General features: G+C 56.4%; 17 protein-coding genes. 12 read left to right on the top strand and 5 right to left on the bottom strand.

All coding sequences use genetic code 11. The features are described from left to right. Positions 1-234 (top strand): GlsB/YeaQ/YmgE family stress response membrane protein, encoded by a 234-nt coding sequence (locus OE750_RS13925; protein ID WP_263764882.1) that lies wholly within the window; start codon positions 1-3, stop codon positions 232-234. Here the strand turns inward: OE750_RS13925 and OE750_RS13930 are convergent. The 5 genes from OE750_RS13930 to OE750_RS13950 all read right to left on the bottom strand — a co-directional run bounded on the left by OE750_RS13930 (position 231) and on the right by OE750_RS13950 (position 3540). Continuing rightward, positions 231-854 (bottom strand): trimeric intracellular cation channel family protein, encoded by a 624-nt coding sequence (locus tag OE750_RS13930; RefSeq protein WP_263764883.1) that lies wholly within the window; start codon positions 852-854, stop codon positions 231-233. The genes OE750_RS13925 and OE750_RS13930 overlap by 4 nt on opposite strands. After that, positions 851-1318 (bottom strand): ribonuclease HI, encoded by a 468-nt coding sequence (gene rnhA, locus OE750_RS13935; RefSeq protein WP_263764884.1) that lies wholly within the window; start codon positions 1316-1318, stop codon positions 851-853. The genes OE750_RS13930 and rnhA overlap by 4 nt, the downstream gene beginning before the upstream one ends. Continuing rightward, positions 1311-1904, bottom strand: coding sequence for a class I SAM-dependent DNA methyltransferase (locus tag OE750_RS13940; RefSeq protein WP_263764885.1), 594 nt, complete (start codon positions 1902-1904; stop codon positions 1311-1313). Before OE750_RS13940 ends, rnhA begins: the two co-directional genes overlap by 8 nt. Continuing rightward, positions 1901-2851, bottom strand: coding sequence for a 4-hydroxy-3-methylbut-2-enyl diphosphate reductase (ispH, locus tag OE750_RS13945; protein ID WP_263764886.1), 951 nt, complete (start codon positions 2849-2851; stop codon positions 1901-1903). The genes OE750_RS13940 and ispH overlap by 4 nt, the downstream gene beginning before the upstream one ends. 116 nt (positions 2852-2967) lie before the next feature. Further along, on the bottom strand, positions 2968-3540 hold the full coding sequence (locus OE750_RS13950; RefSeq protein ID WP_263764887.1) for an NYN domain-containing protein: 573 nt from the start codon (positions 3538-3540) through the stop codon (positions 2968-2970). Positions 3541-3681: 141 nt separating this feature from the next. Here OE750_RS13950 and folK point away from each other — a divergent pair, with 141 nt between their 5' ends. From folK to OE750_RS14005, 11 genes are all read left to right on the top strand, one after another. Continuing rightward, positions 3682-4251 carry a 2-amino-4-hydroxy-6-hydroxymethyldihydropteridine diphosphokinase gene (gene folK / locus OE750_RS13955; protein ID WP_263764888.1) on the top strand — a complete coding sequence of 190 codons (570 nt, stop codon included), beginning with the start codon at positions 3682-3684 and terminating at the stop codon, positions 4249-4251. 75 nt (positions 4252-4326) lie between these two features. Continuing rightward, complete coding sequence (gene rpoZ / locus OE750_RS13960) at positions 4327-4680, top strand: DNA-directed RNA polymerase subunit omega (protein WP_263764889.1); 354 nt, start codon at positions 4327-4329, stop codon at positions 4678-4680. A gap of 24 nt (positions 4681-4704) precedes the next feature. Further along, positions 4705-6873: a RelA/SpoT family protein gene (locus OE750_RS13965; protein ID WP_263764890.1), complete on the top strand. Its 2169-nt coding sequence runs from the start codon at positions 4705-4707 to the stop codon at positions 6871-6873. 3 nt (positions 6874-6876) lie between these two features. Beyond that, on the top strand, positions 6877-7512 hold the full coding sequence (locus OE750_RS13970) for a DUF2062 domain-containing protein (protein ID WP_263764891.1): 636 nt from the start codon (positions 6877-6879) through the stop codon (positions 7510-7512). Positions 7513-7670: 158 nt separating this feature from the next. Then, positions 7671-8423 (top strand): pyridoxine 5'-phosphate synthase, encoded by a 753-nt coding sequence (locus tag OE750_RS13975; RefSeq protein ID WP_263764892.1) that lies wholly within the window; start codon positions 7671-7673, stop codon positions 8421-8423. Positions 8424-8432: 9 nt separating this feature from the next. Continuing rightward, on the top strand, positions 8433-8843 hold the full coding sequence (acpS, locus tag OE750_RS13980) for a holo-ACP synthase (protein WP_263764893.1): 411 nt from the start codon (positions 8433-8435) through the stop codon (positions 8841-8843). A gap of 86 nt (positions 8844-8929) precedes the next feature. Further along, positions 8930-9769, top strand: a complete 840-nt coding sequence (gene lepB / locus OE750_RS13985; protein ID WP_263764894.1) for a signal peptidase I — start codon at positions 8930-8932, stop codon at positions 9767-9769. Then, positions 9766-10452 (top strand): ribonuclease III, encoded by a 687-nt coding sequence (rnc, locus tag OE750_RS13990; RefSeq protein ID WP_263764895.1) that lies wholly within the window; start codon positions 9766-9768, stop codon positions 10450-10452. Before lepB ends, rnc begins: the two co-directional genes overlap by 4 nt. After that, positions 10449-11315 carry a DMT family transporter gene (locus OE750_RS13995; RefSeq protein WP_263764896.1) on the top strand — a complete coding sequence of 289 codons (867 nt, stop codon included), beginning with the start codon at positions 10449-10451 and terminating at the stop codon, positions 11313-11315. Before rnc ends, OE750_RS13995 begins: the two co-directional genes overlap by 4 nt. A 47-nt stretch (positions 11316-11362) precedes the next feature. Continuing rightward, positions 11363-12271 carry a GTPase Era gene (gene era, locus OE750_RS14000; RefSeq protein ID WP_263764897.1) on the top strand — a complete coding sequence of 303 codons (909 nt, stop codon included), beginning with the start codon at positions 11363-11365 and terminating at the stop codon, positions 12269-12271. Then, a complete protein-coding gene (locus OE750_RS14005; protein ID WP_263764899.1) occupies positions 12268-12600 on the top strand; it encodes a DUF1491 family protein in 333 nt (110 codons plus the stop codon). The genes era and OE750_RS14005 overlap by 4 nt, the downstream gene beginning before the upstream one ends. Positions 12601-12611 lie beyond the last annotated feature (11 nt).

The following is a 12611-nucleotide window of genomic DNA, read 5'->3' on the forward strand; positions in this document are numbered from 1 at the left end:
ATGGCGCTCTATCTCATCATCATCGGAGCGGCTGCAGGCTTTCTTGCAACTCGAATGATGCGGCTTGAAACCGATATCGTCACAACGATGGCCATCGGCATCGCAGGTGCGCTGATCGGCGGATTTCTCCTACGCTTTCTGCTCAGCGTCATGGGCATGCTCGGTGGGCTCATAGGCGCTGTCATGGGCGCGATGCTGGTCATCTGGGTTTGGCAAAAATATTTTAAGCGCTAGGGCTTAGGCGGTCGGGCCTTGTAGACAGGCAACCGCCATCCAAAGACTATCGACCCCGCGCGCAGAACAAATGTGCTGAGCACACAAGAGCCGAACACGACGAGCGGGGCTGCTGAAACCGTAGCGGCCAAAAGCGCCACACAAGCGCCGCCAAAAGCCGCCGAAACATAAAGCTCACCCTGTCGCAGCACCATCGGCACCTCGTTGGCCACCACATCGCGCATGAGCCCTCCGAACGTGCCCGTCATCACGCCCATCAGCAGCACAACTGGCGCGCCATAGCCAAGCGACATTGCCACACCAACACCCGCCGCGACAGCCACACCAAGCGCGAGCGCATCAAGCCAGATCAGAAGCCGCGCGCGGCTTTCAAACAAATGCGCCGTAAAAAAAATAAGAACAGCCGCAACACAGGCAATCGCAATATGCTCGGGCTGGGCAATCCAGAACACCGGGTTTCTGTCAAGTAAAAGATCACGTAATGTGCCGCCGCCAACAGCCGTAAGCGAAGCCATGAAGACAAAGCCGATGATATCAAGCTGCGCCCGACTGGCCGTTAAAGCGCCTGTCAAAGCAAATACAAAAACGGCTGTGTAATCGAGCAAAGCGAGAGCTGTCATGCCCCACCCCTCTTGGGCTTGAACGGCTCCATCCCGGCGCGCGCAAGCTCATCAGCACGCTCGTTTTCCGCGTGGCCCGCATGGCCTTTGATCCACTTCCAAGTCACCGAATGGCGCTCTTGTGCTGCGTCAAGACGCTGCCACAAATCGACGTTCTTTACTGGCTTTTTATTCGAGGTTTTCCAACCATTACGCTTCCAACCAAATATCCAGCCCGTCACGCCGTTCTTCACATACGCACTATCAGTCACGACAGTCAGTGTTGACGGTTTCTCTAGTGTTTCCAAAGCGTTGATTGCCGCCAATAGCTCCATACGGTTGTTGGTCGTATCCGCTTCCCCACCTTGCAAACAGCGCTCCTTGACAACCGTTTCACCATCAACAGCACGTAGTAAAACACCCCAGCCTCCGGGCCCCGGATTGCCCGAGCAGGCCCCGTCGGTATAGGCAAAAAGCTCAGCCATGCGCGCGTACCAGGATAAATTTGTCGACAGACCCAGACAAGCCGGCCCCCTCTCCTTTGAAAATATCGTAAGGTTTGAGGCCTGCCTCAGTGAGCAGCCCCAAAAGCTCGCCCTCACTCACATATGTATAGGCACGCCCGAGCGTGTCACGCGACGAGCTATCGCCCAGCTTCATGCCGATGTGAAACACTCCCCTCGCCTTTATGGCGCGCTTGATCTGGCCCAAATGCTGCGGCAGCTTTTCTCGCGGAGCATGCAACAGCGAAAAACTTGCCCATATGCCATCATAGATATCGACAGCATCGAGATCATCAAACAAAGCCTGAGCCGCATTCAGCCCCTCAATTTGACTGGCCAGTGCAACCATGGCGGCAGAGCCATCCAACGCATCAACACTGCACCCGCGCTTCAGCATTTCGGCAGCATAATGCCCTGGACCGCAGCCTAGATCGAGCACATGCGCGTTCTCGGGCAAATCCTTTACAAAGGCTTCAAGGCTCTGGTGCTCAGCTTTGCTCACCACTATCCGCGCATAGTCTGCCGCATTGGCATCGTAGATCGCCAGTGTTTCAATATCGGCGCTCATGCAGGCAACCTCAACACGCGCGGGACTTTGAACTCGATATTTTCCTGAGCCGTTTCAAGCACCTGCACATCAAGCTCATATCGCTCTGCCAAAGCGTCAATCACTTCCTGCACCAAAAGCTCGGGCGCCGAAGCCCCCGCTGTAATACCGATCGAGGCAATCCCCTCAAGCGCGCGCCAGTCAATATTGGTAGCCCGTTGCACGAGCTGCGAATAGCCACAGCCCGCGTTTGAACCAACTTCAACAAGCCGTTGCGAGTTTGATGAATTGGGCGCCCCAACAACCAGCATCGCGTCAACCGTTGCCGCCATGGCCTTCACGGCTTCTTGCCGGTTGGTTGTAGCATAGCAAATATCTTCTTTGTGCGGCCCGACAATCGTGGGAAACCGCGCCTGAAGTGCCGCAACAATCCCCGCGGTGTCATCCACAGAAAGGGTCGTCTGCGTCACGAAGGCAAGCTTCCCCTCATCGCGCACACAAACCTCGCCCACGTCAGCTTCCGTCTCGACAAGCAAGACCTCTCCTTCAGGCAACTGCCCCATCGTTCCGATGGTTTCAGGATGCCCCTCATGGCCGATCATAATGATTTGCAAGCCAGCCTCATGGTGGCGCTCGGCCTCGATATGGACCTTGCTAACAAGCGGGCAGGTCGCATCCACAAAGACCATCTCACGGCGCTCGGCCTCGGCAGGAACGGCCTTTGCCACACCATGCGCCGAGAAGATAACGGGGCGGTCATCGGGACAGTCATCAAGCTCTTCGACAAAGACAGCGCCTTTGCCACGCAAGTCATCAACGACATACTTATTGTGCACAATCTCGTGGCGCACATAAACAGGCGCGCCCCATTTCTCGATCGCCATCTCGACAATCTTGATCGCGCGGTCGACTCCCGCACAAAAGCCGCGCGGGGCGGCAAGAACAACTTTGAGAGGTGGTTTTGTCATTGGCGCGCTCCTCGTGCACTTGAGCTAAGCGATGCGCCTGCGCAGGTCCAGACCCCAAGGCAGAAAAAAGGCGCGCAAAGCCCAAGCCCGCGCGCCCGCTTGCATCACGTTACAGTTCAGTCCAGATCAACATAGCTCCGCTCCGCCCCAGAAGGCTCTTCGCGCGGAGGGCGGCCAATTACATCTTTCAACTCGTAAAGCTCTATGAAATTGTCCACCTGACGACGCAACTCATCGGCGATCATCGGTGGCTGACTCCGGATTGTTGATACAACCGATACCCGCACTCCCTGCCGCTGTAAGCTTTCCACCAGCGGGCGAAAATCGCCATCACCCGAGAAAATCACAATATGGTCCACATGAGGCGCAAGCTCCATGGCATCGACAGCAAGTTCGATGTCCATGTTGCCCTTCACTTTGCGGCGGCCCATGCTGTCGGTAAATTCCTTGGCTGGCTTTGTCACCATGTTGAAACCGTTGTAGTTCAGCCAGTCCACGAGTGGTCGGATAGGTGAATACTCTTCGTTCTCTAACAGCGCGGTATAATAAAAAGCGCGCAAAAGCTTGCCACGGCGCATAAATTCATGCCGCAGCAGCTTGTAGTCGATGTCAAACCCCAGTGACTTCGCCGCTGCATATAAGTTTGATCCATCGATGAACAGCGCAAGCCGTTCGTCTTTGTAAAACATTAATTATCCTTCCTCGTTAGCCCTTCAGCGCCTGCCATTGAGTGAGTGGTTGAGTGGTTTGGCAAGCTAGGCTAATGCGCCTAGATATTCGTTAACAATACCTCGATCAAGGGTGTGATCAAGCGAAGGAAGAATAGGGCGATGCCGACCAAAGAGCAAACCTACCTCATCGCCCTCGGCGGTAACATGCCGTCAGAATTGGGTGGCCCCGAACTGACCCTGCGCGCGGCACTTCAGCGGCTGGCGCAAGCAGGTGTGCAAATTGAGGCCGTCAGCCGGTTTTTCCAAACCCCCTGCTTCCCCTCAGGTGCTGGCCCCGATTACGTCAACGCCGCCGCAAAACTGCATACGCAACTGGCGCCAAAGGCACTCCTTACTCTTCTACACGAGATCGAAGCAGCCTTTGGCCGCGAGCGCGTGCAACGCTGGGGCATGCGCAGCCTTGATCTTGATATAATCGCCGCCGACAACCGTATTCTGCCCGATGTGGATACCTATCACCTCTGGCAATCTCTACCTCCCGAGATCCAGCGCATTGAAGCGCCGACACAGCTTGTTTTACCGCACCCGCGCCTAGCAGAGCGCGCCTTTGTGCTCATTCCATTGGCCGAAATAGCGCCCGACTGGCTCCATCCCGTCACAGGCCAAAGCGTCACAGCCATGCTGAACGCCCTGCCCGAGGGTGAAAAAGAGGCGGTTATCCCCCTCTAAACGGCCTTTTCGGCTTGTGTTTACTCCCGTCTGCTCATAGATACAGGCCTTCATTAGACTGATCTGGAGTATCCCATGGCCCGTGTGACCGTTGAAGATTGCGTAGACAAAGTGCCAAACCGCTTTGAACTTGTCATGCTCGCCTCACATCGTGCGCGTGAAATCTCCGCTGGAGCCGCCCTCACGATCGACCGCGACAACGACAAAAACCCTGTCGTTGCCCTGCGTGAGATAGCTGACGAAACTCAAACAGCCGACGAGCTGCGCGAGCGTCTGATCGAGAGCAACCAGACCCAGATCGAAGTGGACGAACCTGAAGATGATGCCATGGCGCTGCTCATGGGGGCGGAAGCCGACAAGCCTTCTGATGACGACATGTCAGAAGAGCAGCTCCTGCGTCAGCTGATGGAAGCACAAGGTCAGGGCTGACCTTTTTACAAGGCACTGTAGCCAATGATCCCTCCTGTCGACGAGCTCTTGGATCTCGTCCGCGCGTATAACCCGAAGACAAATGCAGCCCTCATCACAGAGGCCTACGAATTCGGCAAAGCCGCGCATGAGGGCCAAAAGCGCCACTCTGGTGAGCCATATTTCTCGCATCCCGTTGAAGTTGCACAAATTCTAGCGGGCCAGAGACTTGATGACAGCACGCTGATCACAGCCCTTTTGCACGACACTATTGAAGATACTGGCGCCTCCTATGAGGTCGTCTCCGAGAAATTCGGCAGCGAAATCGCCGATCTTGTCGACGGTGTCACCAAGCTGACCAACCTTCAGCTTTCCTCGACCGAGACAAAACAGGCCGAGAACTTTCGCAAGCTCTTCATTGCCATGTCACGCGATCTGCGGGTCATCCTCGTGAAGCTCGCCGACCGTTTGCACAACATGCGCACCATCAAGGCCATGCGTCCCGACAAACAGGCGCAAAAGGCGCGCGAAACTATGGATATCTACGCGCCGCTTGCGGGCCGCATGGGGATGCAATGGATGCGCGAAGAACTCGAAGACCTCGCCTTCAAAGTGCTCAACCCCGAGGGCCGCGCTTCGATCATGCGCCGCTTCATCACCCTGCAAAACGAAACCGACGATGTAATCGAGCGAATCACCGCCGATATGACACTTGAGTTGGAAAAAGCCGGTATCGACGCCAAAATCATCGGTCGTGCAAAAAAACCATACTCGATCTGGCGAAAGATGCAGGAAAAGGAACTCGCCTTTTCGCGACTCTCCGATATCTACGGCTTCCGCATCATCACTAAGAATGAAGCCGATTGCTACCGCACCCTCGGGGTGATCCACCAACGCTGGCGCGCCATTCCCGGCCGCTTCAAAGATTACATCAGCCAGCCCAAATCCAACGGCTACCGCTCGATCCACACCACCGTGTCGGGCCGTGATGGCAAGCGCGTCGAGGTGCAGATTCGCACGTGGCAAATGCACGATGTTGCCGAGAGCGGCGTGGCGGCGCATTGGTCATACCGTGACGGTGTGCGCACTGAAAACCCCTTCGCCGTTGACCCTGTCAAATGGGTCTCGGGCCTCACCGAGCAGTTCGAGCCCGAAGAAGACCACGACGCTTTCCTTGAAGCTGTAAAGCTTGAAATGTATGCCGACCAGGTCTTCTGCTTCTCGCCCAAAGGTGATGTGATCAAGCTGCCACGCGGCGCGACACCGCTTGATTTTGCCTATGCCATTCACACCCGCATCGGTGATGCCTGTGTGGGAGCGAAGATTGACCATATGCGCGTGCCACTATGGACCCGTATCCGCAATGGCCAGTCTGTCGAAATCATTACAGCCGAGGGACAAACCCCGCAAGCCACGTGGCTTGATATGGCCGTCACGGGCAAAGCCAAAAGCGCCATCCGCCGCGCCCTGCGTGAAATGGACCGCGAGCGTTTCATCAAACTGGGCCGCGAAATTGCGCGCGCCGCCTTTGAGAACCTCGGCAAAAAATCAACCGACAAGGTGCTTGGAACTGCAGCAAAAAAACTGCGCCTCGAAGACTTTGAAGAGTTGCTCGCCCAGCTTGGAAGCGCCGAAATAACCGCCCGTAGTGTGGTGCAGGCAGTCTACCCCGACCTTGTCGAGGTGCAGGCCGAATCTGTGCCGCCCGAGCGCGCTGTGATCGGCCTCTCTCCTGACCAGCATTTTCAGCGCGCGCGCTGCTGCCAACCCCTACCTGGCGAGCGAATCGTTGGTATCACGTATCGCGGCAAAGGCGTTGTTGCACATCGGATTGATTGCGACAGACTGAGTGACCTGGAGGATCAACCCGAGCGGTGGCTAGACCTTCACTGGCAATCCGGCAACCATCCTGCCGTCTACCCTGTCACCTTGGAACTCACGATTGGCAACGATGCGGGAGTGCTCGGGAGGGTCTGCACACTCATTGGTGAAAGCAAGGCCAATATATCTGACCTTGAATTTCTGGATCGCAAACCCGACTTTTTCAAACTAAGAATAGACGTCGACTTGAGAGATGCTGAGCATTTGCACTCTCTCAACTCGGTGCTGGAAGCGGAAAACGATGTGGTTCACCTCGAACGGGTCATTGACCCCGAGGCCAGTATTGCGGACAACGTGTCAGAGGCAGAGGCGCAAGTGACGATAAGGAACTAAGGTTTGGTCTTCAAACGGCGAGACAAACGGGCTTGGTGGAAAGTCGTCGCAGATCTCATCTACCCCAAGGGGGGATGGACTCGCGCGTTTCATTATATACGCCACCGTCTTCACCGCCTGCCAGACCCGCCCCACAAAATCGCCCGTGGCATATGGGCTGGTGTTTTTACAACTTTTACACCCTTTTATGGCATTCACTTCGTCGTTGCGGCCCTTGTTGCACGTGTCATGCAAGGCAATATCATCGCAGCACTACTTGCCACCTTCTTTGGAAACCCGCTGACTTATATTCCTATTGGGGTCGCCGCACTCAAAACAGGCCATTGGCTTCTGGGAACGGAATTTGAAGTTGCCGAACAAAAACTGGGCAGAAAATTTACCGAAGCAGGCCATGATTTGTGGCATAACTTCATGTCAATGTTCACCGATGCGACAGCCGACTGGCATGGGCTGTCTGTGTTCTATGACGAAGTGTTCTTCCCATACCTCATCGGTGGGATTATCCCGGGCATTGTGACGGCCTCGATCTGTTACTACATCTCTGTCCCGCTCATCCGCGCCTACCAAAACCGCCGCAAAGGCCGTATCAAGCAGAAGTTGGCGGCCCTGCGCAAGAAAACAGCGAATAGCGGGAAATGATCTGGTTTCGAATTGCACTACGTGCGATCCGACACGTTGAGAAGGCGAGCATTCTTAAATGCCCCAAATTATTTATCGCAAAAAGAAAGATGTTGGGGTTTCTTGGGAAATTTGATCAAATCAGCTAAGCGTCGCGAATCGATGGAGCAGAGGTGCCTATGACAAACCCATCAAAACTCCGCCTTGGTGTGAACATTGATCATGTTGCAACCGTGCGCAATGCCCGTGGCAGCGCCTACCCCGACCCCGTGCGCGCCGCCAAACTCGCCGAAGCCGCGGGCGCGAATGGTATAACCGCACATCTTCGTGAAGACAGGCGGCACATTCGCGATGCAGATATCGACGGCCTCATGGCCGCTCTTACAACTCCGCTCAACTTTGAAATGGCTGCGACAGAAGAGATGCAGGCCATTGCCCTGCGCCACCGCCCTTATGCTGTTTGTATCGTGCCTGAAAAGCGCGAAGAACGGACAACAGAAGGCGGGCTTGACGTTGCGGGCGATGACAAGCGCCTCGCTCGCTTCATCGCCCCCCTACGCGAGGCAGGCTCCCGCGTTTCGCTCTTTATTGGCCATGAAGCATCTCAAATCCGCGCGGCAGCACGCATTGGTGCTGCCGTGGTTGAACTCCACACAGGCGCTTATTGCGATTACCACTACGCTGGAGAAGTTGACCAACGTGATGCAGAGCTCGCCGCTTTGAAAGAAGGCGCAAAACTGGCACGTTCGCTCGGACTTGAGGTCCATGCAGGCCACGGCCTCACCTATGAAACAGTTGCACCAATCGCCGCAATCCCAGAGGTGATGGAGCTTAATATCGGCCACTTCCTCATGGCCGAATCACTTTTTGTAGGGATGGAATTTGCCATTCGTGAAATGCGCCGCCTGATGGATGCAGCCCGCAATGCTTAAGCCCGCAGCATGATCCTCGGCATTGGAACCGATCTCGCCAATATCGAGCGCATAGCCGCCACGCTCGATCGCTTTGGCGACCGTTTTCGCAATCGTGTGTTTACCGAGACTGAACAACGCAAGGCAGATCGCCGCCTTGATACTCCCGGGACCTATGCCAAACGCTGGGCAGCCAAAGAGGCCTGCTCCAAGGCGCTCGGCACGGGCCTACGCATGGGTATCGCTTGGAAGGATATGCGTGTCAGCAACCTACACACAGGGCAGCCTGTGATGGAGGTGACTGGCTGGGCCAAAGAGCGACTTGATGAAATGACACCGGAAGGCCATGAGACCGTCATTCATGTCACCCTTACTGATGATCACCCATGGGCGCAGGCCTTCGTGGTAATTGAGGCGCGACCTCTCCACGCAAAACCATAGGCGCAAAGCCTCCCGAAGCGCGCCCGCCGGGTTGACAGCCCCGCCCCCGCACCTCATGTAGCTCCTAGCTTTCAGGGATAAATTTGATGACAACAGAAGTGAAAAAAAGTGGTGGCGGTTTTGTCGAAACCATCAAGACAATCTTCTACGCGCTGCTCATCGCAGGAGTGTTCCGTACAATTTTCTTCCAGCCCTTCTGGATTCCCTCAGGTTCGATGAAAGACACGCTTCTTATTGGCGACTTTCTTTTCGTAAACAAAATGGCATATGGGTATTCATACGCCTCCTGTCCCTCGGTGCGCATCCCTGCCGTTGGTATCAATATTGATGCCGAAGACATCTGTGGCTGGTCACGTGGTGAAAACGGCCGCCTCTTTGGCGGCGAGCCCGAGCGCGGTGATGTTGTGGTCTTCCGCCACCCTGTGAACGGCTCGGATTTCATTAAACGCCTCATTGGCTTGCCGGGCGACACAATCCAACTCAAAAACGGAGTGCTCCAAATAAACGGCACGCCTGTGAAACTCGAAGATGATGGTATTTTCGCCGAAACATTTGAAATGCAAGGGCCTCAGCGTATGCAGCCCGCGTGCGAAAACGGCTCTGTCGGCATCGGCGCTGAGTGCACCAAATCGCGCCAGACCGAAACCCTGCCCAATGGCCGTTCTCACAGTATCCTCAATATTGGTGAGCGCCGCGCCGACAATACCCCCCTCTTCACTGTCCCCGCGGGGCATTACTTTTTTATGGGAGACAACCGTGACAACTCGACAGACAGCCGGTTTGACCAGCGTGTCGGCGGCGTTGGCTTTGTGCCATACGAAAACCTGATCGGCCGTGCCGACCGTGTCATGTTCTCCTCTGCGGGCAGCTCCATGCTCTATTTCTGGACATGGCGCAGTGACCGTTTCTTCAAGAAAATAAATTGAAGCTCTCAGGTGATCTTCAAGCCTTCGAGGCACGGATAGGGCATGTCTTTACACGCCCCGAACTACTAATCCGGGCACTCACGCACAGCTCTATGTCTTCGCCAACCCGCCCCGACAACCAACGCCTCGAATTTTTGGGCGACCGTGTGCTCGGCCTCGTCGTTTCAGAGGCTCTGCTGAAAGACGACAAAAGCGCAAGTGAAGGCCAGCTTGCCCCCCGATACAACGCCCTCGTCCGCAAGGAAACCTGCGCCGATCTCGCGCGCGAGCTTGATATCGGCGCGGTCCTTAAGCTTGGCCGCTCCGAGATGATGTCTGGCGGGCGGCGCAAAACCGCGCTTTTGGGAGATGCTATGGAAGCAGTCATCGCTGCGGTCTACCTTGATGGCGGCTTTGAGGCAGCCAAAGCCTTTATCCTTAGGTTATGGGCCAGCAATATCAACTCTGTCGAAAGCGACGCACGCGACCCCAAGACGGCCTTGCAAGAATGGGCCCAAGCGCGCAAGCAACAACCGCCAAAGTATGTCGAGACTGCCCGCACAGGACCCGACCATGCTCCCGTTTTCACAATTGAGGCACAGCTCGAAAGCGGCGAAACCGCCAGCGCCACAGCCAGTTCCAAGCGTGCCGCCGAGCAAGGCGCAGCCGCGGATCTGCTGGCCAAGCTTGAAAGCAAAGGATGAGCGCCAACCGTTTAGGCGCGACCTTCATGGTGCTCTCCATGGCAGCCTTTGCCCTTGAAGACAGCTTTTTCAAAGCCGCCACCCAAACCATCCCCATCAGCACAGCGCTGTTGTGCTTTGGCGGCATCGGATTTTCTCTCTTTGCCGCCCGTTCAGCCCTCGCACGTGAACCGGTATTTCACCCCGCCTGCCTCAAGCGCACCATGCTCATCCGTTCCGCCTTCGAGCTGATGGGCCGGCTCTTCTTTGCGCTCGCGCTGGCCTATGCACCGCTCTCCAGCACCTCAGCCATCCTTCAGGCCGCGCCCATTGTTGTCACCTTCGGGGCCATCCTCGTCTTTAGCGAGGCCGTCGGCTGGCGACGCTGGCTCGCCATGACCGCAGGCTTCGCAGGTGTGCTCATCATCATCCGACCGGGTTTTGAGAGCTTTCAGGTTACATCGCTTTACGCCCTCCTAGCCACCATAGGCTTCGCGGGCCGCGATTTGGCCACACGAGCCAGTCCGCCAGCCATGTCCACAGCCCAACTCGGCAGCCTTGGCTTTTCGGTGCTCATTCTGTCTGGCCTCATCATCAGCCTGTTTGAAACAGCGCCAACAACCCTGCCCGATGCCAGAAGCCTCGCGCTCACAGCAGGTGCCGCCTTTATAGGCGTGCTTGCTTACTCTGCCCTCACCCGCGCCATGCGCTCAGGCGATATCGGCTTCGTTGCGCCCTTCCGTTACACACGGCTCCTTTTCGCCCTCATTATCGCCTTCACCGTCTTTGGCGAGCGCCCCGACAGCTTCACCCTCCTCGGTGCCGCTGCTATCGTCCTCGCGGGCGTCTACAGTTTTGCCCGTGCACGCGGCGCTGGAAGCTGACGTCGAAACAAGCTAAACAACCCGCAGCCTTTACTGGAGCAAATGACATGACCACACGCGCAGGCTTTGTTGCCCTGATCGGAGAGCCAAATGCTGGAAAATCCACCCTGCTCAACCGCATGGTCGGTGCCAAGGTCAGCATTGTCACCCACAAGGTTCAGACAACCCGCGCCCGTATCCGTGGTGTGGCGCTTGAGGGCGATGCGCAAATTGTTTTTGTAGACACCCCGGGCCTCTTCAAACCCCGCCGCAGGCTTGATCGTGCCATGGTCGCCGCCGCATGGGGCGGGGCAGCTGATGCCGATATCGTCGTGCTGCTCATCGAGGCACACCGTGGTATTTCCGAAGGCGTCAAACACATCATCGAAAGCCTGAAAGGCCTCAACCCCGGTCAGAAAGTCGCCCTCGCAATCAACAAGATCGACAAAGTGAAGTCCGACTCGCTCCTGCAACTCACTGAGCAGATGAACTCGCTCCACCCCTTTGTCAAAACGTTCATGATCTCTGCCGAGCGCGGCCATGGTGTGCCTGACTTGCGCAAATGGCTCGCCGCCGAACTTCCCGAAAGCCCTTGGCTCTACCCCGAAGACCAGATCGCCGATCTCCCCATGCGCATGATAGCCGCCGAAATGACCCGCGAAAAGCTCACCCTTCGTCTACACCAGGAGTTGCCCTACCAGCTCACAGTCGAAACCGAAGCCTGGGAAGAGCGCAAAGACGGTTCCTGTCGCGTAGATCAGATCATCTACGTTATGCGCGACGGCCACAAAGGCATCCTCTTGGGTAAGCGTGGCGAAACCATCAAAGCTGTCTCCAAAGCCTCCCGCGAAGATCTCGAGGAATTTCTCGGCCGCAAGGTCCACCTGTTTCTGCAGGTCAAAGTGCGGCCCAACTGGCTCGATGAAGCCGAGCGCTACTCCGAGATGGGGCTTGATTTCAAGGACGGCAACGCGTGACCCGGCTCACATCCGAATTCTGGGTGTCCGCCTACCTCACACGTTTGCGCTTACATGATATACCCGCCTTCGTTGTCAAACACGGCGACGATACGGCGGGCGCAGTCCTCGTCAAGCTCAACACTCTTGATGGCCAGGCACAGGCCTTCCAGCGCCGCTTTGACTTCATGACCGACAGCCGCAACTGGGAGTGTCTGGCCGAAGGCGAGGAAGCCGCCGTCGATGCCTCCCTCACCAAACAGCGCGCAATGGATCCGGACCTCTGGGTCATCGAGGTCGAAGACCGCCAAGGCCGACATCTGCTTGATGAGGCCGGGCTGTCCGACTAACCTTTTGTCAA

This window comes from Lentibacter sp. XHP0401, assembly GCF_025751535.1.
Taxonomy (GTDB): Bacteria; Pseudomonadota; Alphaproteobacteria; order Rhodobacterales; family Rhodobacteraceae; genus Lentibacter.

Excerpts from the sequence above, each read along its gene's own strand:
- OE750_RS13925 (WP_263764882.1), top strand. The coding sequence starts at position 1 with ATGGCGCTCTATCTCATCATCATCGGAGCGGCTGCAGGCTTTCTTGCA.
- OE750_RS13930 (WP_263764883.1), bottom strand. The coding sequence starts at position 854 with ATGACAGCTCTCGCTTTGCTCGATTACACAGCCGTTTTTGTATTTGCT.
- rnhA (WP_263764884.1), bottom strand. The coding sequence starts at position 1,318 with ATGGCTGAGCTTTTTGCCTATACCGACGGGGCCTGCTCGGGCAATCCG.
- OE750_RS13940 (WP_263764885.1), bottom strand. The coding sequence starts at position 1,904 with ATGAGCGCCGATATTGAAACACTGGCGATCTACGATGCCAATGCGGCA.
- ispH (WP_263764886.1), bottom strand. The coding sequence starts at position 2,851 with ATGACAAAACCACCTCTCAAAGTTGTTCTTGCCGCCCCGCGCGGCTTT.
- OE750_RS13950 (WP_263764887.1), bottom strand. The coding sequence starts at position 3,540 with ATGTTTTACAAAGACGAACGGCTTGCGCTGTTCATCGATGGATCAAAC.
- folK (WP_263764888.1), top strand. The coding sequence starts at position 3,682 with ATGCCGACCAAAGAGCAAACCTACCTCATCGCCCTCGGCGGTAACATG.
- rpoZ (WP_263764889.1), top strand. The coding sequence starts at position 4,327 with ATGGCCCGTGTGACCGTTGAAGATTGCGTAGACAAAGTGCCAAACCGC.
- OE750_RS13965 (WP_263764890.1), top strand. The coding sequence starts at position 4,705 with ATGATCCCTCCTGTCGACGAGCTCTTGGATCTCGTCCGCGCGTATAAC.
- OE750_RS13975 (WP_263764892.1), top strand. The coding sequence starts at position 7,671 with ATGACAAACCCATCAAAACTCCGCCTTGGTGTGAACATTGATCATGTT.
- acpS (WP_263764893.1), top strand. The coding sequence starts at position 8,433 with ATGATCCTCGGCATTGGAACCGATCTCGCCAATATCGAGCGCATAGCC.
- lepB (WP_263764894.1), top strand. The coding sequence starts at position 8,930 with ATGACAACAGAAGTGAAAAAAAGTGGTGGCGGTTTTGTCGAAACCATC.
- OE750_RS13995 (WP_263764896.1), top strand. The coding sequence starts at position 10,449 with ATGAGCGCCAACCGTTTAGGCGCGACCTTCATGGTGCTCTCCATGGCA.
- era (WP_263764897.1), top strand. The coding sequence starts at position 11,363 with ATGACCACACGCGCAGGCTTTGTTGCCCTGATCGGAGAGCCAAATGCT.